The following is a 26576-nucleotide window of genomic DNA, read 5'->3' on the forward strand; positions in this document are numbered from 1 at the left end:
AAATGACATGTACGTTTACTGGGCTTGAGACAGCTTGTCTGGCGCCCGGGAGGACTGCGCCTGTTGCATGAGCGTCGGTACATCCAGGATGAGCGCGACATCGCCGGTGCCCAGGATGCTGGAGCCGCTGATGCCTTTGACATTGTTGAAGATCTTCGACAGGGGCTTGATGACGGTCTGCGCTTCTCCCAGCAGCTCATCGACTACCAGGCCGAACTTGCGGTTGGCGTACTTGACGACAACGATGTTCTCGCGCGGTCCCGCTTCGCCCTGCACGTCGAAGAGCTCGCGCAGGCGGATGAAGGGCAGGATCTGGCCGCGCAGGTTGGTGTAGTCGTGGCCGCTTTCGGCCGAGAATTCGACGCACTCCTCGACCATGTCGAGCGGCACGACGAAGACCGAGCCACTGACGCCGACCTGGAAGCCGTTGATGATGGCCAGGGTAAGGGGCAGGCGGATGCGCAGCGTGGTGCCTTGCCCGCGCGTGCTTTCCAGTTCGATGTCGCCGCGCAGCGCCTCGATGCTGCGTTTGACGACGTCCATGCCGACGCCGCGGCCCGAGATGTTGGTGATTTGTTCTGCCGTAGAGAAACCCGGGGCGAAGATGAGTTTGTAGGCCTCGCTGTCGCTCAGCACAGCGTCGGCGGCGATCATGCCTTTCTCGATGGCCTTGGCCTTGATGCGCTGGGCGTCGAGGCCCTTGCCGTCGTCACTGATCTCGACGACGACGCAACCGGACTCGTGATAAGCGTGCAGGCGCACCTTGCCCTGGGCTGACTTGCCTGCGGCTTCGCGTACATCGATCGGTTCGATGCCATGGTCGATGGCGTTGCGCACGATGTGCATCAGCGGATCGGCCAGTTTCTCGACCATGGATTTGTCGAGTTCGGTATCGGCGCCGGTGATGACGAGATCGATTTTCTTGCCCAGCTCCTGCGAGACGTCGCGTACCACGCGCGGGAAGCGCTGGAATACTTCACCGATGGGAATCATGCGCATGTTCAGTGCGCCATCGCGGATCTGGCCGACCAGATCGCCGACTTCGGCCAGCGCCTCTGAGAGTACGACCTGGCGCGAGCGATCGGCGAGGATGCGTGCGCCGGCACTGGCAATGACCAGCTCGCCGACGAGGTTGATGAGCTGGTCGAGTTTGGCCGCTTCGACCTTGATGACACGGCTTTCGGCGCTGCGCTTCTCTTCGTGCTTTTGCTTGGAGAGCGCGGCCGCTACGACCGGCGCCTGCACCATGTGCTCTTCGATCAGCAGCTCGCCCAGGCGCGCGGTATTGCCGCCAACGGAAGTCGTGCGTTGCAGGGCGAGTATCTCGTTCAGCTCGGATTGCGTCAGCGTGCCGCCTTGCACGAGGATCTCGCCGAGCTTCTGGCCGGTCACGGCGATAGCGTCGATGACGGCGATGTACTCCGACATCTTTGCGCGCGGCGGCAGGATGCGGATACGGCTGTCTTCGCGCACGAACTCGAAAACGCTTTCGATCTTTGCCTTGTCAGCGTCGCTGCGGAAGTCGATCTCGAAGCCGAGGTAGCACTCCTCCGCATCCATTTCTGCGGCGGGCGGCAGGTCGCTGGCAATGGTGTGCAGATGCACGATCTCGCCAATGCCGCTCAGGTAGTGGATGAATGACACCGGATCCATGCCGTTCTTCAGCACGTCACGCCCGAAGCGCAGCGAGATGTGCCAGTTCTCATTGCTGACAGCCGCGCCGTCGTTGTCGCGTTCGAGTTTTGCGTCGGCAGGCGTGACTGCATGTTCTGCAATCGGTGCGAGTGCCGATGGCGTCGGCGTCAGATGCGTTTCGAGCTTGTCGAGCAAGGCCGCCCGCGTGACGGGGTCGGGCTCTTCCCGATCGCTGCCCGTCTCGATGGCATCGACCAGCTTGGCGATGTAGTCGCCACAGCGCAGCAGGACGGAGAGCAGGGCGTCGTCGATGGCGACTTCCTGATTGCGCACGCGATCGAGCACGCTCTCCATGACGTGCGTGAAGCTGACGATCAGGTCGAGGCCGAACAACCCGGCCGAGCCCTTGATGGTGTGGGCGGCGCGGAACACTGCATTGATACGTTCCTGTGTCGGGCCTTCGGTCTCGATCTCGAGCAAGGCCTTTTCCATATTGGCCAATAGCTCCCGCGATTCCTCGACGAGGGCGTCACGTGCGGCGGATAAGTCCATGCTCAGCTCCAGACAATGGATACGGGCTCACCAAGGGTGCTGCCCAGATTGAGAAGCGTCAGCACTTCGCTGACTGCGGCACTGTGCTTGCCCCACTGCAGGGGTTTGTTCGCCTCGCCGGCCTCGCGTTGCAGCAGCAGCAGGAGTTGCACGCCGGAGGTGTCGAGCTCGGTGACGCCGGAGAGGTCGACGGCCAGCTTCGAGTTGGCATGCAGCCGGGCGAGTAGCTCGTCCTTCATGCGCGCGGCATCGTAGATGGTCAGGTCGCCTTCAACGGCAATCTGACCAGGCGTGGTTTCGGTAATGGCGCAGGCAGGCATGGGCGAGGCTCCGGCGAGATATCAAGGTGAATGGAGCGGATGGCGCTCAGGGCGAGACCAGCTTGGCCACTGCGTCGAGCAGTGCTGGCGGCTGGAAGGGCTTGAGCACCCAGGCGCGCACGCCGGCATCCTTGCCGGCCTGCACCTTGGTGGCATCGCCTTCGGTGGTGAGCATGATGATGGGCGTGAACTTGTAGTTCGGCAGGGCCTTGGCCGCCTTGACGAAGCTGATGCCGTCCATGTTCGGCATGTTCACATCCGAGATGATCAGGTTGTATTTGCGCCCGTCGAGCTTGCCGAGGGCGTCTTGCCCGTCGCAGGCCTCGACGACTTCGTAGCCGGCGCCGCGCAAGGCGATGCCGAGGGTCTGACGCATGCTGGAGGAGTCATCCACGATCAATAGAGTTTTACTCATGACAAGAGAGTCCAGTAGCTAGAGGTGAAGGAAGGGTGAAGCCCGGCCGGCAACCGAGGTCGGTGTTGCTGACAGACATGGCATGCAGGGCCCGGGCAGACGTCAATCAGAAGAACGTGATGCCGCCGCCAGCAGGCTTGGCGCTGGTGCTCGCGTCGCCGGCGTGCTGCTGTCGCTGCTCGTGCATCGTGTAGCTGCGCGATAGCGTGGCGAGCCAGTCCTGCGTATTGGGGGCGGGTGTGCCGGGCGTCGTGTTGAGCGTCTTGGCGGTAGCCGACAGGCGGTCCATGTCGCTCAGGACATGGTCGAGAATCTGATGTACGCGATCCTGGAATTGCAGGTTGACCAGCACTTCGCTGACGTCAGCCTCGACCTCGTGGCGTTCGTCCTGCATGGCCTGCAACGACTGGTTCAGTGATTGCGCGGTCGCGTTGAAGTTGCTGATGATGGTTTCGGCTGTCTGGCGCGAGCTGCCAATTGCCGTTGCCTCGCGCGAGGCAAACTGTTCGGATAGCTGCAAGGCCTGGGCGATCGCCTCGCTGACCGTATTCACGGTGTCATGAATGCGCTTGCCGGTTTCGCCGGACTGGGTGGAGAGCTTGCGCACTTCATCTGCAACCACGGCAAAACCACGGCCTGATTCGCCGGCGCGGGCGGCTTCGATTGCGGCGTTGAGCGCCAGCAGATTGGTCTGCTTGGCGATATTCGCCACTTCCTCGGCCATCTTGCGCAGATCGTCGGTGTGGGAGGCGACGCCGGCCACTTCATTGACGAGGGCACTGCGGAAGTCCTGCGTGGAGTTGAGCGTGTCGATGATGCCGCGCAGGCCTTCCTCTGCTTCGCGGATGGTCTGCAGGGCCGTGCTGTCGCCGCCGCGCTTGTCGGCAGCCGAGCTGCTGGAGAGGCGCTGGGCCAGCGATGCAAAGCGCTGCGCAAGAGATTCGATGGCTTCCTTGACCTGACCTTGGGCCAGCGTCACATGGCGGTTCCACAGCGGCACCACTTCGGAGACCAGGCCATTGATGTTGGCGTTCTGCGCAGCGGCTGGGGTCGGCTCCCTGAAGCTCAGGCCTTGCGGCTTGATCTCGATGGTCGGCGAATCCTTCGGCAGCGTTTGCCCGACCCAGAACAGCGCGGCGAAGGCGGCAGCGCCGCAAACCAGACCGATCCAGATGTTGCTGGCAATGACTGCTGCGAGCACGAGGTTGATGGCGCCAATGGCGATCAGGAGATAACGACTATTTTTCATGGCGGTCGCACTAAACAGCGAAGCAAGACGTCTGCAACCGGGTTTGGCTTGTCTGCCGGTCACAACCCCTGCGAAAAGTCACAGGTGGCAACAGGGTTGACGGTCGGATCTGGTGAAACTTTATGTCGGATCGCTAGGTTTTATTGGCTTTCCGTTTGTGGCAAAAATCAGCGGGATTGTTTTTAACTCGCTGTTTTTATAGTGATTATTTTCTGTGCGCCGCAGGCGTAGGTGCTGCCTGCTGAGTAGTTCTACCCAGCAGGACCTGGCGCTTTTTGGGGTGCGCACAGAGTGCTTCCTCTCCCGAAGGCTGCGAAATGAGAAGCGGGCGCATTGCGCCGATGTTGGAAGCGTGCGGCCACGTAGAACGGTGGTCGTCTTGTGCGGGACGACGATTGCCGGAAAGTCGTTACCTTGAAATACAAGTGCATATTCCGGGCTGCCAGCGATTCGCGGATGGCTGACAGGTTTGATGTGACATTGGAATATGAAGTTGTCTCCTGTCCTGAATGCGCAAGGGCCCCGGTTCCATGTCTGGAACTGGGGCCCTTGCGTTCGGAAAGCAGGTCAGGCCAGGCTCAGCGCATCAGCAAGGCCACCAGCAGGAAAACGTTGGCAACCAAGGACACGGCGCACACCAGCTTCAGCGCGAACTGCGGATCGCGTTCCATCAATGGACGCTTGCGCGCCACTTGCAGGGGGCGATGAGCGCCGCGTTCAAGGGCGAGCAGGAATTCCTCGGCTGTCTCGAAACGGCGTTCCGGTTCACGGGCGACGGCTTTGAGCAGGATGGATTCCAGCCACTCGGGAATGTCTGGCCGGAAACGTGTCGGCGGCGTCGGGTCGCCGAATTTCGGTCGCTGGAAGGGCTCGATCTCGCCGTAGGGATATTTGCGCGTGGCGAGTTCGTAAAGCGTCACGCCAGCGGCATAAAGATCGCTGGATTCGTTGGCTCGGGCGCGCTCGCCTCCCTGCGTAAACAGCTCGGGGGCCATGTAGGAGGGCGTGCCCGGGTTGTTGATCTCGCCGAAGCGTTCGCCTTCGCCTTGCCCGTCGGACTCCGCGACGCCGAGGTCGAGGATGCGCAGGCGGCCATCGGCGCCGAGGTGGATGTTGTCAGGCTTGATGTCGCGATGAATGATCGCCAGGCGATGCAGGGCCGAGATGCCTTTGAGCAGGCGGGCGCCGAGATCGGCTACTTCCGCAGCGCTGAAGCGGTGGCCGCGCGCCAGGCGCTGTTTCAGCGATTCGCCCTCATGCCAGCTCATCAGGTAGTAAAGGTGGCTGCGTGCCTGCCACGGCACCACCTGCGGGAAGGCCGCATCGGTGACGCGACGTGCAATCCATTCTTCATGCGCCAGTGCCGCTGCGTCATGCGGGTCTGCATTGGCGTGCAGGGTCTTGAGCACGTAGATGTCACCTGCTGCGTTGCGCACGCGGTAGAGCAGGGTGACGCGTGAGTCGTGCAGCACGTCGAGTGTCGTCAGGCCGTCGATTTCCTGCCCGGGCTTGAGCGTCGGCGGTAGCGGGAGCTCGCGGATGCGTGCAAGGGAGTCACGCAGCGTGTCGCGCGGCAATTCGGCGACGCGCAGCACGAGTGCCGTGCAGTTGTCCTGCGCGTTGTTGTCGACGGCGGCTTCAGCAAGCGCGAAGGCAGCCTCCTGCGCGTCGGCATGCTTCTCGACAATGCTCTGGATGCGCGCGTCCTGGAGCGAGCCCCACACGCCGTCGGTGAGCAATATCAGGCTGTCATTCTCCTGCAGGTCGCCTTCGCTGAAGTCGATCGACAGGCGCGGGTCGAGGCCGACCGCACGTGACAGCACGCTGTTGAGTTCAGGGTGTTCCCACACGTGGTCTTGCGTCAGGCGCTTGAGCTCACCACCGCGCAACAGGTAGATGCGCGAGTCGCCGACGTGGGCGCTGACCCAGCGCCGACCGCGCAAGACGATGGCTGACAGGGTGGTGGCCATGCCGGCCGTATCGCTGCGCTTCTGCGATTGCGACACCAGCCAGCGATTGGCGGCGCTGATGACCTTGTCGAGTGCCTTCGGGATGGCCCAGGTGTCGGGCGTGGCGTAGTAATCGCAGAGCAGGCTGCGCACCGTGAATTCCGCAGCCTCGCGCCCATTGGCATGACCGCCGACGCCATCGGCAACGACGGCCAGCAGGCCCTTGTTTTCGAGTTCGGCGCCTTCCGGGGTGACTGCACCGACGAAGTCTTCGTTACGTGCGCGCGGGCCGGTGAGAGAGGCGTGGCCGAGGGAGACGGAGAGTGTCATGGGCGGGATGGTAAACGTGAAAGGGGTATCGCTCGTGCGATACCCCTGGGTGTTGCCTGTCGGGTGGCGATCAGATCTTGGCGGAGGTCAGATGCGCAGCGCCCCAGGTGGTGCGCCAGCGATTCTTCACGCCCGTGAGACCGATCAGTGCCAGCACGGCAAGTGCGGCGAAAATCAGCAGGCCGTTCTGGTAAGAGCCGCTTACCTGCTTGGAATAACCGAGGCTGGAGGCCAGGTAGAAGCCGCCGATGCCGCCAGCCATGCCAACGAGCCCCGTCATCACGCCGATTTCCTTGCGGAAGCGTTGCGGCACCAGCTGGAAGACCGCGCCGTTCCCCATGCCCAGAGCCAGCATTGCGCCGACGAAGCCGGCTGCGGCCAGCCACACGTTTGGCATGCCGAAGCTGACGAGCACGAGGAAAGCTGCCGCAATTGCGTACATGACGGTAAGCATCTTGATGCCGCCGATACGGTCGGCAACGTTCCCGCCGATAGGGCGTACCAGGCTGCCTGCAAAGACGCAGCCGGCGGTGAAGAAGCCTGCCATCTTCGGGTCGAGACCGTACTCTGAATTGAAGTAGATCGTCAGCGAGGAGGCGAGACCCGAGAAGCCGCCGAAGGTGACCGAGTAGAAGAACATGAACCACCAGGCGTCCTTGTCACGCAGGATCTTGAAGTAGTCGCCGATCGGCTTGGGGGGTGGGCAGTTCGGCGCATCCTTGGCGACGATGAGGTAGAACACGAAGACGATGGCGAGTGGAATCAGCACGATGCCGAAGACGTTGTTCCAGCCGTAGGCAATGGCGAGACTTGGCGCGAAGAGCGCTGCGAGCACCGTGCCGGAATTGCCGGCGCCGGCGATGCCCATGGCCGTGCCCTGATGTTCCGGTGGATACCAGCGAGAAGCGAGCGGCAGCGCGACGGCGAACGAGGAGCCGGCCACGCCGAGGAAACCGGCGAGAATCAGGACTTCCTTGTAGCTATGGATGCCGAAATGCCATGCGCAGAACAGCGCGCCCATGACGATCAGCTGCGCGATGATGCCGGCATTCTTCGGCTTGATCTGGTCGACCAGGGTGCCCATGACGATGCGCAGGATGGCGCCGGTCAGCAGCGGCGTGGCAACCATGAAACCCTTCTGCGCAGGAGTCAGCGCAAGGTCTTTGGCGATCTGTACGCCCAGTGGTCCGAGCAGCACCCACACCATGAAGGCGAGGTCGAAATAGAGAAAGGCTGCGAGCAGGGTCGGGGTGTGGCCAGCCTTCAGGAAGGACTTCTTGTCCATATGCGTAACTCCGTTGATTTGGCTGCAGCGGTGCCCGGCGTCATTGCCGGGGGCTGCGGAGAAATGTTGCGCAGCTCACCGCGCCGTTGCGGGGCCTTGCATGATTCTTTTGCCATGTTGCGGACGCGAGTGTCGCAACATGACGTGATGAGCTGCGTGTGGCTGCGGACTCAGCTGAGCTGCGAGTAAAGATTGGTCAGCTTATCCATGACCTGGAGGATGTTTTCCGAAGTCACGGCAACATTGTTGTCGTGGTAGATCAGTTCCTGCTTCGCATTCGGGTCGGAGCGCACGGCCTGATCGAAAAATACCCACTGTGACTCGGCCAACCCGATCCACGAGTTGATGTCGTTGTTGTTCTCGGGCGCCTGCTTCAAGGTGTTCATGGAGGCCATGAATTCGTCACGCGCGGTGTCCAGCCCCTTGATGATCTCGGGCGTGGCAATGCCGTCGCGACGGAAGAAGTAGAACTTCGAGATGCGCTGCGACAGCATGCGCTGACGCCCGGACATATTGACCAGCTTGCCGAGCGAACCGCCATGCAGCTTTTCGAGTTGTTGCGTGCCCGCGTGCGCGCTCGCCAGCACCTGTTCGTTGAGGACCGCAACCTGGCGCAGGCCCTCACCGGTTGGTGGTGCGCCGATGACCTTCTTGTACTCCAGCCAGCGCGCGCCGAGTTGCTCGTAGGTGGTAATGATCTCGGTGGCATTCTTCTGTTGCGCGAAGCTGCGCAGATTGCCGAGCTGCTTCTCGAACAGCATCATCGACTCGCCGATCAGCTTGAGCGCTTCGGGCTGCCGCACTTCACGGATGATCTGCGCGTAGAGCTTCGCCATGCGTTGCGACAGCATGCGCTGGCGCCCCGCCTGGTTGATGGCTTCCAGCATGCTGATCCCGGAGGCGGGGCTGGGCGCTGCGTTCGAAGCGGAGGGCAGGAGGCCGAGGAGGGCAACACTGCCCCCCGCTTGTAGCAGGCGACGGCGAAGGGCGTTGTAAGCGGGCAAGGTCATTGGTGCGATCAAGCGTGTTGCGAGCGATGTGAGCGAAAAGGCGTTCAGACGGTCAGGAAAACGTCGCCGTTCTCGGTCTTGGCCTGGAAGGCCTTGGCGCAGCCCACGTCGGGCGCGACGACATTGCCGCTGTCGAGTTCGATCTTCCAGCTATGCAATGGGCAGGTGACCTGTTTGCCATGCACGATGCCTTGCGACAGCGGGCCACCCTTGTGCGGACACTTGTCATGCACGGCGAATACTTCGTCGTCGGAGGTGCGGAATACGGCGATGTCGCCATGCTTTTCACTCTTCACCACACGCGAGCCCAGTACGGGAATGTCGGTGAGTGCGCAGATTTTTTTCCAGTCGGACATATCGAATCCTTGAGGCTTCTTGTGGCGCAGGCGTTGCCGCTACGCACGGATTGTTCTGGTGTTGGGCAAGGCAACCCCCGCATTCCCGCTTCGCGGGAATGAGGGGAGCGCATTAGACGGTCAGGTCTTCGAACGGCTTCTTCAGCTCGGCTTCGCCGGCGCTGGTGCTGCGCTCCAGCCACGGGTCCTTGTAACCCTGCAGCGTGTAGAGCAGGCGTTCGTAGAGCGCCTTGCGGTTCGGTGCGTCCTCGAGGACCTTGGCCTTGATGTAGTCGAGGCCAACACGTTGCATGTAATGCACTGTGCGCTCGAGGTAGAAGCCTTCTTCGCGGTAGAGCTGGATGAAGGCGCCGGAGTACTCCATCACCTCGTCATCCGTCTTCACCTTGCAGAAGAACTCGGCGACTTCGGTCTTGATACCGCCGTTACCGCCCACGTATAGCTCGTAACCGGAATCGACGCCGATCACGCCCACGTCCTTGATGCCGGCTTCCGCGCAGTTACGCGGGCAACCGGAGACGGCCAGCTTGACCTTGTGCGGGCTGTACATGCCGAACAGCATCTTCTCGAGCTTGACGCCCATGCTCATCGACAGCTGCGTGCCGAAGCGGCAGTGCTCCGCACCGACGCAGGTCTTCACCGTGCGCAGGCTCTTGCCGTAGGCGTGGCCCGAGACCATGCCGGCTTTCGCCAGGTCGTCCCACATCTTCGGCAGGTCGTCCTTCTTCACGCCGAGCAAGTCGATGCGCTGACCGCCGGTGACCTTGACGGTCGGCACCTTGTACTTCTCGGCCGCGTCGGCAATCGCACGCAATTCGTTCGGCGTGGTCAGGCCGCCCCACATACGTGGCACGACGGAGTAGGTGCCGTCCTTCTGGATGTTGGCGTGTGCGCGCTCGTTGATGAAGCGCGATTGCGGATCATCGATTGCTTCGTGCGGCCAGCTCGATGTCACGTAGTAGTTGAGTGCAGGGCGGCAGGTTGCGCAACCATTAGGCGTCTTCCAGCCCATCGATTCCATGACTTGCGGAATCGAGATCAGGTGCAGATCGACGATGGTCTTGCGTACTTCACCGTGCGAATGATCCGTGCAGCCGCACACCGCCTTGGTGTTCGAATCGGCAGGCGTGTAGGCGCCACCGATGGTGGAGGCGAGGATCTGTTCGACAAGCCCGGTGCATGAGCCGCAAGAGCTGGAGGCTTTCGTATGTTTGCGTACGTCTTCGAGTGTGAAGATACCCTTTTCCTTGATTGTCTTGACGATGGTGCCTTTGCACACACCGTTACAACCACAGACTTCAGCAGTGTCGGGGAGGGAAGCTGCAGAGTTCTGACCCTTGTGACCCACGTCACCCAGGTTGGACTTGCCGAACAGAAGATGGTCGCGGATCTCGTGGATGCCCTGGGCATCTTTCAGCAGCTGGAAGTACCAGGAGCCATCCACTGTGTCGCCGTACATCACGGCGCCCACGATCTTGTCATTCTTGATGATGACGCGCTTGTAAATGCCCATGCCGGGGTCGGACAGGATCAGGTCTTCCGTGCCTTCACCGCCCGAGAAGTCGCCGGCGGAGAACACGTCGATGCCGGTGACTTTCAGCTTGGTGCTGGTGACGGAACCTTGATAACGGCCGATGCCGTACATGGCGAGGTGATTGGCTGCGACCTTGGCTTGCTCGAACAGCGGCGCGACCAGACCGTAGGCGATGCCACGGTGGTTGGCACATTCGCCGACCGAATAGATGCGCGGGTCGTAGGTCTGCATCGTGTCATTGACGACGATGCCGCGATTGCAGTGCAGGCCGGCCTTCTCTGCCAGTTCGGTGTTGGGGCGGATACCTGCAGCCATGACCACCAGGTCAGCCGGGATCTCTTCGCCATCCTTGAACTTGACCGACTTCACGCGGCCATCTTCACCACCGACGAGCTCTGCCGTTTGCGCTGGCAGCTTGAACTTCATGCCCTTGGCTTCGAGTGCCTTCTGCAGCATCAGGCCAGCGGTCTTGTCGAGCTGGCGCTCCATGATCCATTCGCCGATGTGCACGATGGTCACATCCATGCCGCGAATGGCGAGGCCGTTGGCCGCTTCGAGGCCGAGCAGGCCGGCGCCGATGACGACAGCGTGCTTGTGCGTGGCAGCCGTGGCAATCATCGCGTCGGTATCGGCGATGTCGCGATAGGAAATCACGCCCTTCAGGTCCTTGCCGGGAATCGGCAGGATGAACGGGTTGGAGCCGGTGGCGATCAGCAGGCGGTCGTATTCGGCTTCGGTGCCGTCGTCGGCGATGACCTTGCGGTTCTTGCGGTCGATCGTCGTGATCTTCTTGCCGACGCGCAGATCGATGTTGTTGTCCTTGTACCAGTCCAGGTCATTGAGAATGATGTCCTGAATGGTCATTTCGCCGGCGAGCACGGGCGAAAGGAGAATCCGGTTGTAGTTCGGGTGGGGTTCCGCACCGAAGACAGTGATGTCGTACATGTCCGGAGCGATCTTGAGGATTTCCTCAATCGTACGGACACCGGCCATGCCGTTGCCAACCATCACGAGCTTGAGCTTGCGCATTTGATACCTCTGTAAAAAGCCGGGGTTATCCCCCTGTGAATCGAATTCAGCTCTGACAGAGATCGACGTTGATCCGCAGCTCCCAGCGTCGTTGCTGAAAGCTAACGTGCCTTTGAAGGCAGGAGTCGCTTATGACGCAGTTAAAGCAAAGCCTATGCCATTCTGCCTGTAGGGGTACTTGGCCCACCCAAGTCATTGACGGCATTGGGTTTGGTTGTGGCTGGCGCCTGGGCTGGGGGAGTAGGGGTAAACGGTGGTGCGCTGTCGGGGTGCGCTCCGGCACCAGGATGGCGCGACGCTGGTGCGCGCCCCTGGTGGTCACGCAGGTCGGAAAGGCGAGGCGCCTTCCGACATCAAACGCTCAAGTCGCCTGGGTTGTTTGTAGGTCCGAACCGTCGGAAGGCGCCGCGCTTTTCCGACCGGCCATCAAAGCAACTCGAACACGCACTGCCACAAACGCTCCACGGCCGCGCGCGGTCCGGCGAGGCTGTCGTCGTCGATGCGGCTGTCATGTTCGTTGAGGCGCAAGGCGTGCTGTGCGTGGCGTAGCTGGCGATAGGCGTTGGCCGCATCGTGGGCGATATCGGCCGGCAGCAGGCCGACGTTGGCAGCCAGCTTGAGCAGGGCGATGTTGCCGCTGTTGGCGGCGAGTTCGGGCCACTGGTTGGCGAAAGCCAGCACGAGGAACTGCACGAGGAACTCGACGTCGATCAGGCCACCCGCATCGTGCTTGAGCTGGAAGCCCGCGCCCTTGTTGGCGTGGGCGTCCATCATCTTCTTGCGCATGGCGACCACTTCATCGCGCAGCTTGAAGGTGTCGCGCGGCTGGCACAGCAGTTCGTGACGCAGGCGCTCGAAGCGCGCGCCCACCTCGCGATTGCCGGCACAGAAGCGGGCGCGCGTGAGCGCCTGGTGCTCCCACACCCAGGCTGAGCCGCGCTGGTATTCCTCGAAAGCTTCGAGCGAGCTGACCAGCAGGCCCGAGTCGCCATTCGGGCGCAGGCGCAGGTCGGTCTCGAACAGCATGCCGGCGCTGGTGCGGCTGGAAATCCAGGTGTTGATGCGCTGGGCGAGGCGCGCGTAGACGACTTGCGCTTCCGGATCGGGGTCATCGTGGAGGAACACGATGTCGAGGTCCGAGGCGTAGCCCAGCTCCTTGCCGCCGAGCTTGCCGTAACCAATGATGGCAAAGCGGTGCTGCTCGGCATGGCGTTTGGTGAGCTTGTTCCAGCATTGCTTGAGGGTCTCCTCGAGCACGATGTCGGCCAGCTCGGAGAGCTTGTCCGAGAGGGACTCCACGGTCAGGTCGCCGGCCAGGTCGCGATTGAGCAGGCGGAAAAGCTGCGCGTGATGCGCCTCGCGCATCAGATCCATCTGGCGCTCGGTGTCATCGCCGAGCGCTTCCAACGTTTGCGACAGCTCAGTGGCGAAACGCGTGCTGTTGGTGTGTTCGCTGAGGTTGCGGCTGTCGAGCAATTCGTCGAGCAGCACCGGGTGGTGATTCAGGTAATTGGCCGCCCAGCTGGAGGTCGATACCAACTCGACGACGCGCGACAGCGCCTGCGGGTATTGCTGCAGCAGGGCCAGGTAGGCGGAACGACGGCAGATGGCTTCGAGCAGTTCGATGCTGCGGGTCAGCGCCTGATCGGGGTTCGGGCGTGCTGCGGCAAGGGCCAGCATGCGCGGCACGATGGCGTCGAGGCGCGAGCGAGCTTCCTCGCTCATCGCGCGATAGCGCGGACCGTCGCGGAAGCTGCGCAACCGGACGCAGAGTTGCTTTGGGTCGTGATAGCCGAATTGCTCCAGCGCACTGCAGACGCTGTCGGTTTCGCCGTCGGCAGACCACGCATCGACCCGCACATTGTCCTGCGCATCTTCCTCTGCCGTCGGCTCAGAGAATACGGCGTCGAAGTGACGGCTGACGATGACGCGGTGGGCGTCGAGGGCGGCCATCAGCGCCTCGGTGGTTTCGAAGCCCATGGCTGTCGCGACGCGCAGGCGATCGTCCAGAGATGTCGGCAGCATATGGGTTTGTGCATCGTCCAGGTACTGGATACGGTGCTCGAGGCGGCGCAGGAAGTCGTAGGCGCCGTTGAGTTCGGCCACCGTGTCGTCCGGCATCAGGCCGCGCTGGGCAAGGGCATCGAGTACTTGCAGCGTGGGGCGTACGCGCAGCCCGGCATCGCGGCCGCCGCGAATCAGCTGGAACACCTGCGCGATGAATTCGATCTCGCGAATGCCACCCGGGCCGAGCTTGATGTTGTCGGCCATCTCGCGTCGCGCGACTTCACGGCGGATTTGCGCATGGAGGGCGCGCATGGCGTTGATGGCGCCGAAGTCGAGGTATTTGCGGAATACGAAGGGACGCGCGATGGCATCCAGCTCATCATGGCGGGAGCCTGTCAGGGCACGCGCCTTGATCCAGGCATAGCGCTCCCACTCGCGGCCCTGGCTGATGAAGTAGGTCTCCAGCATGTCGAAGTTGGCCACCAGCGGGCCGGAGTCGCCGTTCGGGCGCAGGCGCATGTCGACACGGAAGACAAAACCTTCGGCATTGATCTCGGAGATGGCGGCGATCATGGCGCGGCCGAGCCTGGTGTGGAATTCGAAGGCACCGATCTGGCGCGCGCCGTCGGTCTCGCCATCTTCGGGGTAGATGAAGATCAGGTCGATGTCAGAAGAGACATTGAGCTCGCCACCGCCTAGCTTGCCCATGCCGACGACGATCATTGCCTGCTCTTCGCCCTCGGCATTGCGCGGCAGGCCGTGACGCTCGGCGAGATGCGCCGTCAGTACGCGTTGCGAGGTCTCGACAGCTACTTCGGCCAGCAAGGTCATGGCGCCGGTGACTTCGGGCAGCGGGGCGAGGCCATTGAGGTCGCGCACCATGGCGTGGGCGTACACGTAGGCCCGCAGGCGGCGCAGGCGCTGGCCCAGATTGGCCTCGGTGAGCACTTCCTCGTTGAGAAAAGCGAGCAGATCGGCGCGCTCCAGGGGTCGGTCGAGCTGCTTTGCCACGCGCGGTGCGAGCCACGGGCGGGCTGTCAGCTGGGTGAGCAGGAAGCGGCTGTGTCCGGTGGCGCGGGCAAAGTACTGATCGGTCTGGTTCATGACAGGGTCGAGGTAACAAAGAAGGCTGGGGTCTTCAGTTAGAATTGCCGTCTGATCAAGTCGGCATGAAGCGGGGCGTTGCAGTCATGGCGAGCCCCGGTCTGCACTTATTGTGTCTCGCGAAGCTCCCGATCATCCCACCCCTGCCGAGCATTCTGCCCCGCCCGCCGGCGACACGCCAGACGTGTCGGCGGTGTCGCCGGCGCGTCGCAGGCACCCGCTGCTGACGACCTGTCTGCATATCGGGCGCTTCAGTTTGCGCTTGCCGCACATCGCCTGGGCGGTGGTGTGGCGCTGCGTGCTGGTCACCTGGCTGGTGCTGGCGGCCGCTTTCCTGCTGGTGCGCTACGTGGCCATGCCGCAGGTGGCCGAGCATCGCGTCGAGATTGCGAGCGCGCTGTCGCAAGCCTTGGGGCTCAAGGTTGAAATCGATGCCTTGCAGGCGCAGTGGAATGGCTTGCGCCCGGAGTTGCAGATGCGTGGCATGCGCATCTTCGACAAGGAGCAGCGCGTCGCGCTGGCGCTGCCACGGGTCGATGCCGTGGTGGCATGGAGCTCGCTGTTGCGCTGGCAACTGGAGCTGCAGCGCTTGCGGCTCGATCGGCCCGAGCTGGCCTTGCGTCGCGAAGCCGACGGTACGGTTTTCGTGGCGGGCATCGCGGTGCGGCTCGACAAGAAACAGGACGACAGCAAGCTTGGCGAACTGCTGCTGAGCCAGCACGAGATCCACATCGACAATGCGCGCGTGCTCTGGGAAGACCAGGTGCGCAAGGCGCCACCATTGGTCTTCGACAAGCTGTCCTTGTTGCTGCAGAACCGCGGCGATACGCATCGATTCTCCGTTGCGGCGACGCCGGCGGGTAATCTGTCCGGCCCGATCGACCTGCGTGGCGATCTGCGCGGCGACTGGACGCAGAAGGCGCCACAGACGCTCGCGGACTGGCGCGGCACGATATACCTCGCACTGGAGCGGACGGATCTGGCCGTGTGGCGGCAGTGGGTGGACTACCCGATTACCGTGCCGCACGGGCGCGGCGCGCTGCGCACCTGGCTCAATTTCGAAGGCGCACGCATCGGTGGGCTGACGGCCGACCTGGCGCTCTCCGACGTACAGGTGCGCTTCGCCCCCGATCTGCCCATGCTGTCCTTGAGGACGGCGTCGGGGCGCGTGCGCCTGGCCGCGCGCGAGAATGATTTTTCCTTCGCGGCCGAACGCCTCGCGCTGACGACTACGGATGGTCTGCAGATCGCGCCGACGAAGTTCTCCATGCGCCGTGTCGGTCCGGCAAGCGGCGAGGCTCTCAAGGACAGGACGCGTCGCAAGCCCGGCGGCGAGATCAGTGCCGAGAAGCTCGACATGCGCGTGCTGGCACAGCTGGCGGCCTACCTGCCTTTCCCGCAGGCAGCACGCAAGACACTGGCGGATGCTGACCCGCAAGGTGAGGTCTCCCTGCTGCAGGCAAGCTGGGAAGATGCGGATGCAGCGTCTTCCTCCACGCTCCCTTTTGCGCACTTCGACATCGACGCGAGTTTCGACAAGCTCACGCTCAAACCCGGCGACGGTCATCCCGGTTTCGCACGCCTGTCCGGGCGCGTCACGGGTAGCGATCGCAAGGGCGAGTTCCGCTTCGAGGTGCGCAATGGCGCGCTGGATCTGCCCGGCATCATGCACGAGTCGCACATCCCGCTCGATGCGCTGGATGCCAACGGCAATTGGGGGCGCGACAACGCTGGCGCGCTGACGGTGAACGTGGGCAAGTTGCGCGTCGTCAATCGCGACATGCAGAGCGCCGAGTTTTCGGCAGACTGGCGCGCAGCACCGGGCCCGGAAGGCAGTATCGACATGACGGGGCGCGTGCAGGGCTTCAAGGCGCCATCGGCGTGGCGCTACATTCCGTCGGTGGTGCCGATCGAGACCAGCGAGTGGCTCAAGCGCGGGCTGACGACCGGTACAGGCGAGAACGTGCGGGTGCGCCTGTCGGGCGACCTGGCGAAGTTTCCGTTTCGCAATGATCCCAAAGGCATATTCCGCGTAGAGGGGGGCTTTGCCGGTATCAATCTGGATTTCGCCGACGGCTGGCCGGTGCTCAACAACCTCACGGGCGAGCTGTTGTTCGACCGCACACGCATGCTGATCAAGTCGCACAGCGGCAACTATCGCCAGGCGAAGCTGGGCGAGGTGCAGGCCCAGCTTGCCGATCTGACCAATGTGCGTCAGCAGCCGCTGGTGATCAATGGACGCGCCGCGGGCTCCGGGGCCGATCTGTTGCACTACTTGCAGGCCTCGCCAGTGGCCGAGCATCTGGGCAGCTTCATCCAGGGCATGCGCCAGGAAGGCGAGGGTTCTCTCGATCTGAAGCTCAGCGTGCCGCTGATGGAGGCGGAGCACACGCGCGTACAAGGCAGCTATCGCTTCGAGAACAGCAAGCTGTCGTTGATCCCGGAACTGCCGCCTTTCACACAGGTGCGTGGCGCCGTCGGATTTACCGAGAACGGTATTGCGCCGACGCAGGTGATTGCCGAATTCCTCGGCGGCCAGGTCAATGCCTCGGGGCGTACCGCAGCCGACGGGACGATCCTGTTCGATGCGAGCGGGCAGATCCCGGTGACGGGGCTGCATCAGTTGATCGACACCCCGGTCTGGAACCGGCTGGCTGGCATCACGCCTGTCACGGCGCGCATTGCGATCACCAAGGAGCGTGCTGACGTGACGGTCGACTCCAGCCTGCTCGGCGTCAGTTCGTCCCTGCCTGCGCCGTTTGCCAAGAGTGCTGATACGCGTCTGCCTTTCGTTTTCAACTGGAGCCTCAGCGATGAGCCCGGTGTCGCCAACAGCAGCCTGCAGGATTGGCGCATTTCGCTCGATACGCGGGGGAGTGCGCAGTGGCAGGATCGTTGCGGCAAGGACACCTGCAGCTTCCTGCGCGGCGCGGTGGCGCTCAACGACGGTATCAGCTTGCCCACGCGCGGCTTGCGTGTTTCCGGGCGCTTCCAGACGCTCGATGCGGATCAGTGGTTGCCTGTGATACAGGAGGCCATGGAGGGCCAGAAGAGCACGGCCAAGCGTGACGCGACCATCCTCTCCGGTGGCGTCCTGCAAGCGAACGAAGTGTTGGTGCGCGGGCATCGCTTCACGCGCGTGATAGCGCGTGTGGTGCAGCAGGGTGAGCGCTGGGTGCTGCGACTGGAAGGCCCTGACATTGCGGGCGACATCAACTGGACGGGCCAGACGGCCAGCGGGCAGGCCGCTCGCCTCGGGGCGCGGCTCAGCGTGCTGAAGCTGCACCCCTTGCCGGCCAAACCGTTGCCACCGGGTACGCCGACCGTGTCGAGTCGCGACAGCGATGAGAAATTGCCTACGCTCGACATTACTGCCGAGCAGTTCGAGCTGCGTGACATGAAGCTCGGCAAGCTGTCCCTGCATTCGGAGGATCAGGCAGGACACTGGCATCTTTCGGAGTTGCGTATCGAAAGTCCGGACGCCGTGATTACCGGAGAGGGCGACAGCCGGGCGCTGGCGGGGGGCGGCAAGCAGACCGAGGTCAAGCTCGACGTTACCAGCGAGAATGTAGGCGGATTCCTTGGCCGCCTTGGCTATGCCGATGCAGTCTTGCGCGGCAAGGCTACGCTCAAGGGGCAGCTTGTCTGGAATGCCGCCGTATCGAGTTTCGACTACTCGTCCTTGAATGGCGAGTTGCGCATGAATGTCACCGACGGCCAGTTCAACAAGCTTGAGCCAGGCGCTGCACGTCTGCTCGGGATTCTGAGTCTGCAGTCCTTGCCACGCCGTATCACGCTGGACTTCCGTGATGTGTTCAGCGAAGGGTTTGCCTTCGACTCGATTCGGGGCGACATACATATCGAGCAAGGGGTGATGAAGACCGATGATCTGCAGGTGCGTGGCCCCGCAGCGCGTGTCTACATCAAGGGCAGTACGGATATTGCGCGTGAAACGCATGCCTTGCGCCTCACCGTGCAGCCCACCCTGTCAGAGGGGATTGCCTTGGGCGTCACCATGGTCAACCCGGTTTTCGGTGTGGCGACATATCTGGCACAGAAGGTGTTGCAGGATCCCTTCGAAAAGATTTTCAGCTTCGAGTACGCCGTCACGGGCTCCTGGAATGATCCGAAGATCGAGAAGGAAGGCGTGACGACGACAACCGTCCCCAGCGTGCCGCTCTCCGGCAAGAAATGATTCCGGCACACCCCGTGTGCAGTCAGGACCCGAGATGACAAACACATTCAAGCTGGCCGCCGTGCAGATGATCTCCGGCGCCGATGTCGATGCCAATCTGCATGAGGCGGATCGTCTGATCGCCGAGGCGGCTGCACAGGGCGCGCAATGCGTGGCCTTGCCGGAGTACTTCTGCCTGTTGTCGCCCGACGAGACGGCCAAGGTGAAGCTGCGCGAGCCGGATGGCGAAGGGCCGCTGCAAGCCTTTCTCGCCGATGCTGCGTGTCGTTACAAGGTATGGCTGGTTGGCGGCACGATTCCGCTGGTGGCGAACGACGACGGGCGCGTGCGCAACACCACGCTGGTCTTCAATCCAGAAGGCGTGCGCGTGGCGCGCTACGACAAGATCCACCTGTTCGGCTTCACGCGAGGTGAAGAGAGCTACAACGAGTCACGGACCATCGAGGCAGGCCACGATGCAGTGACCTTCGATGCGCCCTGGGGCAAGACCGGGCTGGTGATCTGCTACGACCTGCGCTTCCCCGAACTCTTCCGCCAGCTGGGCGAAGTCAATCTCATCATCTTGCCGGCGGCGTTCACCGAGACCACCGGTCGTGCGCACTGGGAAGTCCTGCTGCGCGCACGCGCCATCGAGAACCAGTGCTACGTATTGGCCAGCGCCCAAGGCGGCACGCATCCGCACGGGCGTCGCACCTTCGGCCACAGCATGCTGATTGACCCGTGGGGCGAGATCGTCGCGCACTACGATAGCGGCCCGGGCGTGGCAGTTGGCACGCTCGATCTGCAGCGCATTCATGACATCCGGGAAAGTCTTCCTGCGTTGAAGCACCGCAAATTCGTATAATCCGCTTCGAAGAGCGCAGGCGGTGAGACTGTCCTCCTCTCGCCGGCATGGCTACGATTGACCGATCACATAAGAGAAAAGCATGCATAAAACAATTCTGGTTGCGTTGAGCCTGGCCTTGTTCGTGCAGGCGGCGCTAGCCATAGAAGGAGGCGCAGTCAGCACACCCCGCGCGGCTGGCTATGCCAGCGCCTTCCAGACAGATAATCCACTGCTCAGTAGCTGCGACTGGAATGTCGCGCTAGCCAAGGAGCTGGTCCTTCAGGCCAAGGGCAAGGTGGTTTTCTCGACGAGTGAGAAAATGACGGGAAGATATATGCTCGTGGAGGCAACGAAAGTTGTGGCGTCTGGCGCTCCCGGCAAGCGGACCAATCTGATCGCGGTACGAGCAAATGTTTTCAATGATGGCAAATTGATTGCCACCACAGATATCAGTCGCGATGACACGGTCGCTGCCGCCACACCCTTTTGCGATGGACTCCGGGATATTGGCAGCGAGTTGGGCGAGGATCTGGCTGACTGGATTGCGAGAGTGAGCTTGCCGCAATGCGATGCTGCATGCCCTGGCATACATCCCGACGAAGACATTGCTGTCTTGCCCGAAGTGCCCACAGTCCATGCGTCATCGATCAACGAAACCGTCATCGGTTGTGGCTGGCCGACGTACATGGTTGGCAAAGTGGTGCATGAGTTCAACGACGCAGAGCTTGCGCCGCGAGGCAAATTGAAAGTTCTCGGCAAGGGGGCCAGTATCGGCTCGGGCCGACGACTGATCTTGTCGGTCGATAATATCCACGTAATGGGTGGCGGGGGTTGGACCGGACCCAAATGGATCAACATGCATGGTGAATTACTGGACGGAGAAATGTTGCTGGGGAGCTTTGATGCGACTCAGCGAGAGACGTCGCCTCGAATGACTGCTTGTGGCGCGCTCGAATCTCTCAGCGACAATATGGCAGAGCGTATTGCACGCTGGTTGAACACTCCTCAAATTGCCTCGAAGCTCCAGTAAGAAAAAGCCCCGGGTCGGAAGACCCCGGGGCTTTTTCAATTCTGCCTCGAAGCTTGGCTTCAGTACGCTGCGTAGCGTGCCTGCACTTGCTCCAGCGTCAGGCCTACGTTGTAGATTCGCAGATCGTCGAGCACGCCGTTCACCGCCGCATTCGGGTTGCTGGTGCTGTTGCCGCCCACCTGGAAGTCGGTGCTGGAATCCAGCAGCGCGCCGGTCTGGGCCACGCCGGTACCCAGTTCGACGCCATTGACGTAGAGATGCATGTTCGCGCCGTCGTAGGTCGCGACGATGTGCGTCCAGCTCCCGTCCGTGGCGAGTGTCACGGGTTGCTCATAGGCCGCACCGTTGTTGATACGGAAACCCAGCGAACCGCCACCCGTCTTCACATACAGGTTGAAGCCCTGCGTGTTGCCTGTGTCCATGTGCTTCGCAAGCACGATGTTCGATGAGGTGGTGACGGACGAGAACTGGATCATTGCCTCCAGCGTGATGGCCGCTGGTGTCTTGAGTGGTGCAGGAACCGATGCGGCCACGATGCGGTAGTAGTCGTCCACGCTGGCTGTCGGCGTGATCCGGGTCGCTGTGCTCGCCGCACCAGCCTTGTTCGCCGCAAAGGAGAAAACGCTCACGTTGGCAGCCGACGCGGCTGTCATGTTCGTGCCGCCGAAGTAGGGCGTGATGGTCTTGAAGTCGGTGGTGGCGGTGCTGTCGAAACTGTAGGCCAGCGCCGGATCGGGAACGGCCACGCTGCTGGTGGAGGTGGTGCTCGACGCAGCGCTCGAGGCTGCACTCGATGCCGTACTGGATTTCGAGCTGGAGCTCACGTTCGTACTGGTGTCGGAACCTGCTGAGGGGCTGTCGCCGCCACCACCGCATGCGCTCAGGCACAGTGCAAACGCGAGTGGCAGGAACAGGCCTGGACACGCGCCACGGCTGTGGCGGTTCATGAATTCTGCAAACATGGTTTCTTCCTCCTTGAAATGGGCTGTCGCGGCTGGCTGGGAGCGCCAAAGGTAATCGGTTAACGTCCAGCTTTTATTGGTATTTCGAGGCCGGACGGTAGCACAGGCGCAAAACTTTAGTAAACGTTTACCTTTGCGATTTTCGCGTGCTAGGATGCGCCGACCCAAAACCGGAGCCGTCCATGCGTAGCTTGTCGATCTTGCTGTTCTGTCTTGGCTTCGGCTGTCACCCGAGCGCGATGGCGGCGGGCTGCCCGGCCGCGCCTGCGCCGGTGCGCGACATTCGCGCCAACTCGTATTACTCGGACGCGGCTGGCTCCGTCGTCGACAAGGCCTTGCACGAAACCTACGAGCGCAACATCGGACCCATCGTCGAGTTTCATCGCAAGGTGCTGGCGATGGCCGACGAGTACGTTGCCAAAGGCGATCGCGAAACCGCCCTGTGCGCAGTCGGCTGGCTCAGGCACTGGGCGAGCAACGGCGCCTTGCTGGGCGAGATCGTGAACGAGCGTGGTTACCAGGCGAACTACATCCAGAAATGGACGCTCGGTGGCCTGGCCATGGCGCAATACAAAGTGCGCGACCTGCTCACCGCCGACGATCACAAGCTGCTCGACCCGTGGCTGCATGCGCAGGCCTTGCGAGCGCTCGACTTCTGGAAGAACCCCAAGCACCAGCACAACAACCACTACTACTGGGTGGCGATGGCGGTGATGGCGACGTCGGTCGCGACGCGCGACGAAGCGCTGTGGGACACCGCGCGCGCCATGTATGACGAAGGCCTGTCGCACATCGCTGCCGACGGTTCTCTCGAGGCGGAAATGGCGCGCGCCGGCATGGCGCTGCACTATCACAACTACGCGCTGATGCCGCTTTCCACGATTGCCGAGCTGTCACGCGCGCGTGGCGAGAACTGGTACACGCGCGGCGACGGTGCCTTGTTCCGTCTGGCTTCGCTGGTTGCAGATGGCTTGCTGGACCCGAGCTGGTTTGCGCAGAAGACGGGCAAGGCGCAGAAGGTGCCGGAGGGTGGCAACCTGAGTTGGACCGTGTGGATGGCCGACATGCCGCTGCGCAATGCCGACAAGGTCAAGGAACTTGCCCGTCGCGGGCCGTTCATGAACAGCCAGATGGGTGGCAACCCGGAGATGACGTGCAAGAGTGTGAAGCCCGAATGGTGATTTTTCCAGAATGAGATATGAATAAAAAAGGGGCCGGATTTCCGGCCCCTTTTTCTTGATCCAGCCTTCGCTTATTGCCAGCTGATCAGCGCGTAGTTCTTCTTGCCACGACGCAGCACGCTGAAGCGACCGAACAGGCGCTCGGCGTCGTTGAACTGGTGTTCCAGCACATCGGCTTTTGCGCCATTGATCGTCACGCTGCCGCTCTGGATGAAGGTACGCGCTTCCGATTTCGACTTGGCCAGGCCGCTCGTTGCCAGCGCGTCGATCAGGCTGCCTGCCGACTTCTCGATCTGCACGCCGGGCATGCCGTCCTGCGCGAGTTGTTCCAGGTCCGATTCAGTCAGCGCATCGAGGCTGCCCGAGAACAGGCTTTCGCTGATGCGCTGCGCCGCTGCCAATGCAGCCTTGCCATGCACCAGCTCCGTCGCCTGCTCGGCGAGGATGCGCTGCGCTTCCGGCTTCTTGCCGCTCACCTTGTCCGCCTCTTCGATGGCCTTGATCTCGGCCACGCTGAGGAAGGTGAAGTAGTGCATGAACTTGTACACGTCCGCATCGGCCGTGTTGAGCCAGAACTGGTAGAACGCGTACGGCGAAGTCTTCTTCGGGTCGAGCCAGATCGCGCCGGATTCGGTCTTGCCGAACTTCGTGCCGTCGGACTTCGTCACTAGCGGCAGGGTCAGGCCGTACACCTGTTTCTGATGCAGGCGACGCGTGAGGTCCGTGCCGGCAACGATATTGCCCCACTGGTCCGAGCCACCGATCTGCAGCACGCAGCCATGCAGTTCGTTGAGCTTGGCGAAGTCGTAGCCCTGCAACAGGCTGTACGAAAACTCGGTGTACGAGATGCCCTGGTCGTCGCGGTTGAGGCGTTGCTGCACCGACTCCTTCTTGATCATGGCGTTGACCGAGAAGTGCTTGCCGATGTCGCGCAGGAATTCCAGCGCGCCCATGCCGCCAAACCAGTCGTAGTTGTTGGCCATGATGGCCGCGTTGCTGCCGTCGAAACTCAGGAAGGGTGAGACCTGACCGCGGATTTTCTCTACCCAGCTGGCGATCACGTCAGGCGTGTTGAGCTTGCGTTCGGTGGCCTTGAAGCTCGGGTCGCCGATCATGCCGGTGGCGCCGCCAACGAGGGCGATCGGTTTGTGACCGGCCTGCTGGAAGCGCTTGAGCACCAGCACCGGCACGAGATGGCCGAGATGCAGGCTGTCTGCCGTCGGATCGAAGCCGCAATACAGCGTCACCGATTCCTTCGCCAGCAATTCATCGAGCGCTTGCGCGTCGGTGGTCTGCGCGATCAGACCGCGATCGTGCAGATCCTGGACAAGGGGTGACTGGTACATGACTTACTCTCCGGGCGGGTGGCACGCACGGGCGTGCCGGAAAATGAACCCGCGATTCTAACAGGGGCGAGGCGTTCTGCCCGCGCGGGTCCGGTGCTTCAGTTCTCTCAATCCTTGAAGATCCTGTGCGGAATCAGCTGCCAGTAGTCCTCCTGCGTGGCGTCGTTCATGCAGGCCTGGATGATCTTGCGGCCCAGCGGGTCGAGGTCTTCGGTCAGGAAGGGCGCCAGTTCGCGCTTGAAGAACTCGCGCCACTGGCGTGCGCCTTCGTCGAACACTGCCTCGCCGCCTTCGCGCTGGCTGGCCACGTGCAGCAGTACGGGCGGAATCATCGAGCCTTCCACCTTGATCTGCTTCGGCACGTAGCCCAGCAGGGCGCACGGGCTCTCGATCAGCTGCTCGCGCGAGAAGCGCGCGCTACCGCGCCGCGCGAGGTATTCGCGGGCGATCCACTCGGCCATGAAACCGACCTTCCACGCGCCGATGTACTGGTTCGGGATCAGCACGTGGCGTGTGTCCGTGTTCTCCACGATCTGGCGCAGCAGCAGGTTGGCCTGATCGACGCGGCGCCCTGTGCAGAACGCCCAGTAGGAGCCGACGCCTTCCGACTGCATGCCCTTCGTGTCCTGGATGCTCGGATTGGCATGGCCGCGGGGCGCGACGAGGCGCCATAGCCAGGCCAGGGCGGGATTGAGAACGTGCAGCATGCCGACGATGCCGTACTGCGGGCTGTCCTTGTGCGTGGGCGGGCAACGCACACCGAAGCTGCGGATGTTCACCGCGACCGGCCCGCTGGTGATGCCCTCGATCATGTCGCGCGGAATGATGATGCGCGGGTTGGGGCAGGGCTTGCCCGGCGCATCCTCGATGTGTTCCCAGATCTGCACGCTGCCGCCAGGCACGATGTGGTGGTTGAGGAAGATCAGCGGCTTCTTCGGGTGAATGCACAGACGCTCCAGCTGCGGTGCCGTGCCATAGCGCTTGATGTGATCGACGCGCACGAACCAGCCGGCTTCCGCATCGGCGATGTGCAGCTTGGTCTTGCCCTCGTTGTAGTGAGGATGGGCACAGGCCATGTCGTCGGCCATCGGGTTCAGGTGACAGGCTTCCGGTAGCACCAGCGTGCGCTCCTCGCCGGTCACGACGTTCTTGCCGAGCAGCAGGCGGCCGTCTTCCATGCGATGGATGTGCTCGGTCATCTCGCTCTTGCCGCCACCCGATGCACCCTCGTGCATGATGACCAGCTGGTTGTCATACGGCGTGACGGCACCGACAGCTGCACAGTGGTTGGTCGTCCAGCCTTCGCGCTCGCCGATGTCCAGCAGCAGCGAATACACACCCTTCTTGGCGCTCGGGCCGGGGTAAAGGTTGTAGGCGTAGATTTCCTGATGTGTGCCGCAACGCGCATGCACGACGACCTGCTTGCGATCGAAATGCGTATGCCGCAGCGGCGGCGCGATGAACTGCACGCCGGCAGTGAGGCGGAAGTCGGCAGGCACTTCGCTGCCGGGAATCATGCCCTGCAAGTCGGCCAGCGCGCCCGCGAAGAAGCCCGCCCGCTTCGGGCAGATCAGCAGCGCGCCGTAACGGAGATCATCAGGCCCGGCGTAGAACGGCACGACGATCAGCTCCTGCGTCTTCAGCCAGTCCAGCGTCTTCTGGCGCGTCTTGTCGAAGCTCTCGCCGAAGCGCTGCAGGTAGGTTGGCTTGTCCGTGGGCAGAGCGTCGCCGATGACCATGGCATCCGGGTCGCGACGGCGCATCGCCGGCTCGGGAAAGTTCACCGCCAGGCCGTTGCGCGCCTTGGTGACCGTGGCTTCCACGACGCGGCCGAATGTCGGCACCTCGAAGGCAACTTCGTATTCGCCCTTGTCTTCACGATTGCCAAGCGTCCAGTCCGTAGCGCCGGCTTCGCGGCCGAGCGCCCAGTTGAGCAGATCTTCGCGGCACTCCGGCACGAAGAGCGCGGGCGCTGCGCTGAGTACCTCGATGACGTGCGCGGGCAGGTCGAGGTGAGACCAATCCTTCTTGAAGTTCAGGACGTCGACGGTTTCTGTGTTGCGTGACATGGTTGGGCTCGATCCATTTCAGGGGAGCTCAGACCTTACTGGCTGCAACGGTCTGCGGATTTGAGGCAGCTTAAGAAACCCCGCAACAACGTAGCCTGCGGTGCCACCTGGAAGTCTCGTTCTCGATGCGCGTATGCCGGGCTGATTCTTGACCTTGATCAAGAACGGCGGCGCGGGACGACCTAAAGTAAG

17 protein-coding genes are annotated in these 26576 nt (G+C 62.4%); 4 read left to right on the plus strand and 13 right to left on the minus strand.

Annotation, left to right across the window (positions count from 1 at the left end; translation table 11 throughout):
- Positions 1 to 15: 15 nt before the first annotated feature.
- The 10 genes from VVD49_RS09335 to glnE all read right to left on the minus strand — a co-directional run bounded on the left by VVD49_RS09335 (position 16) and on the right by glnE (position 14775).
- Positions 16 to 2187, minus strand: a complete 2172-nt coding sequence (locus VVD49_RS09335; RefSeq protein WP_327598870.1) for a chemotaxis protein CheA — start codon at positions 2185 to 2187, stop codon at positions 16 to 18.
- Positions 2188 to 2189: 2 nt separating this feature from the next.
- On the minus strand, positions 2190 to 2507 hold the full coding sequence (locus tag VVD49_RS09340) for an STAS domain-containing protein (protein ID WP_327598871.1): 318 nt from the start codon (positions 2505 to 2507) through the stop codon (positions 2190 to 2192).
- A gap of 46 nt (positions 2508 to 2553) precedes the next feature.
- A complete protein-coding gene (locus VVD49_RS09345) occupies positions 2554 to 2922 on the minus strand; it encodes a response regulator (RefSeq protein WP_327598872.1) in 369 nt (122 codons plus the stop codon).
- Between the two features lie 106 nt (positions 2923 to 3028).
- On the minus strand, positions 3029 to 4171 hold the full coding sequence (locus VVD49_RS09350; RefSeq protein WP_327598873.1) for a methyl-accepting chemotaxis protein: 1143 nt from the start codon (positions 4169 to 4171) through the stop codon (positions 3029 to 3031).
- Positions 4172 to 4749: 578 nt separating this feature from the next.
- Positions 4750 to 6450, minus strand: a complete 1701-nt coding sequence (locus VVD49_RS09355; RefSeq protein ID WP_327598874.1) for a bifunctional protein-serine/threonine kinase/phosphatase — start codon at positions 6448 to 6450, stop codon at positions 4750 to 4752.
- A gap of 70 nt (positions 6451 to 6520) precedes the next feature.
- A complete protein-coding gene (locus VVD49_RS09360; RefSeq protein WP_327598875.1) occupies positions 6521 to 7735 on the minus strand; it encodes a nitrate/nitrite transporter in 1215 nt (404 codons plus the stop codon).
- Positions 7736 to 7905: 170 nt separating this feature from the next.
- The gene (locus VVD49_RS09365) at positions 7906 to 8745 is read right to left on the minus strand and encodes a type IV pili methyl-accepting chemotaxis transducer N-terminal domain-containing protein (protein ID WP_327598876.1); all 840 of its coding nucleotides are present in this window, start codon (positions 8743 to 8745) and stop codon (positions 7906 to 7908) included.
- A 44-nt stretch (positions 8746 to 8789) separates the two neighbouring features.
- A complete protein-coding gene (gene nirD / locus VVD49_RS09370) occupies positions 8790 to 9101 on the minus strand; it encodes a nitrite reductase small subunit NirD (protein WP_327598877.1) in 312 nt (103 codons plus the stop codon).
- A 112-nt stretch (positions 9102 to 9213) separates the two neighbouring features.
- Positions 9214 to 11664 carry a nitrite reductase large subunit NirB gene (gene nirB, locus VVD49_RS09375; protein ID WP_327598878.1) on the minus strand — a complete coding sequence of 817 codons (2451 nt, stop codon included), beginning with the start codon at positions 11662 to 11664 and terminating at the stop codon, positions 9214 to 9216.
- Positions 11665 to 12090: 426 nt separating this feature from the next.
- Entirely contained in the window at positions 12091 to 14775 is a 2685-nt protein-coding gene (gene glnE / locus VVD49_RS09380; protein WP_327598879.1) for a bifunctional [glutamate--ammonia ligase]-adenylyl-L-tyrosine phosphorylase/[glutamate--ammonia-ligase] adenylyltransferase, read from the minus strand.
- 112 nt (positions 14776 to 14887) lie between these two features.
- On the opposite strand from glnE, the gene VVD49_RS09385 reads away from it, so the two are divergent.
- From VVD49_RS09385 to VVD49_RS09395, 3 genes are all read left to right on the plus strand, one after another.
- Complete coding sequence (locus VVD49_RS09385) at positions 14888 to 18970, plus strand: YhdP family protein (protein ID WP_327598880.1); 4083 nt, start codon at positions 14888 to 14890, stop codon at positions 18968 to 18970.
- Positions 18971 to 19004: 34 nt separating this feature from the next.
- On the plus strand, positions 19005 to 19814 hold the full coding sequence (locus tag VVD49_RS09390) for a carbon-nitrogen hydrolase family protein (RefSeq protein ID WP_327598881.1): 810 nt from the start codon (positions 19005 to 19007) through the stop codon (positions 19812 to 19814).
- Between the two features lie 82 nt (positions 19815 to 19896).
- Positions 19897 to 20826: a hypothetical protein gene (locus VVD49_RS09395; RefSeq protein ID WP_327598882.1), complete on the plus strand. Its 930-nt coding sequence runs from the start codon at positions 19897 to 19899 to the stop codon at positions 20824 to 20826.
- A 59-nt stretch (positions 20827 to 20885) separates the two neighbouring features.
- Here the strand turns inward: VVD49_RS09395 and VVD49_RS09400 are convergent, their stop codons facing one another.
- A complete protein-coding gene (locus tag VVD49_RS09400; RefSeq protein ID WP_327598883.1) occupies positions 20886 to 21788 on the minus strand; it encodes a LamG domain-containing protein in 903 nt (300 codons plus the stop codon).
- Between the two features lie 182 nt (positions 21789 to 21970).
- On the opposite strand from VVD49_RS09400, the gene VVD49_RS09405 reads away from it, so the two are divergent.
- The gene (locus VVD49_RS09405) at positions 21971 to 22969 is read left to right on the plus strand and encodes an alginate lyase family protein (protein WP_327598884.1); all 999 of its coding nucleotides are present in this window, start codon (positions 21971 to 21973) and stop codon (positions 22967 to 22969) included.
- 71 nt (positions 22970 to 23040) lie between these two features.
- On the opposite strand, the gene tyrS is transcribed toward VVD49_RS09405, so the two are convergent.
- Together tyrS and VVD49_RS09415 are read right to left on the minus strand one after the other, a co-directional pair.
- Positions 23041 to 24315, minus strand: coding sequence for a tyrosine--tRNA ligase (tyrS, locus tag VVD49_RS09410; RefSeq protein WP_327598885.1), 1275 nt, complete (start codon positions 24313 to 24315; stop codon positions 23041 to 23043).
- A 107-nt stretch (positions 24316 to 24422) separates the two neighbouring features.
- Positions 24423 to 26384, minus strand: coding sequence for a DUF4914 family protein (locus VVD49_RS09415; RefSeq protein WP_327598886.1), 1962 nt, complete (start codon positions 26382 to 26384; stop codon positions 24423 to 24425).
- Between the last annotated feature and the right edge of the window lie 192 nt (positions 26385 to 26576).

The sequence above is a fragment of the Uliginosibacterium silvisoli genome, from assembly GCF_036017035.1.
GTDB lineage: Bacteria > Pseudomonadota > Gammaproteobacteria > Burkholderiales > Rhodocyclaceae > Viridibacterium > Viridibacterium silvisoli.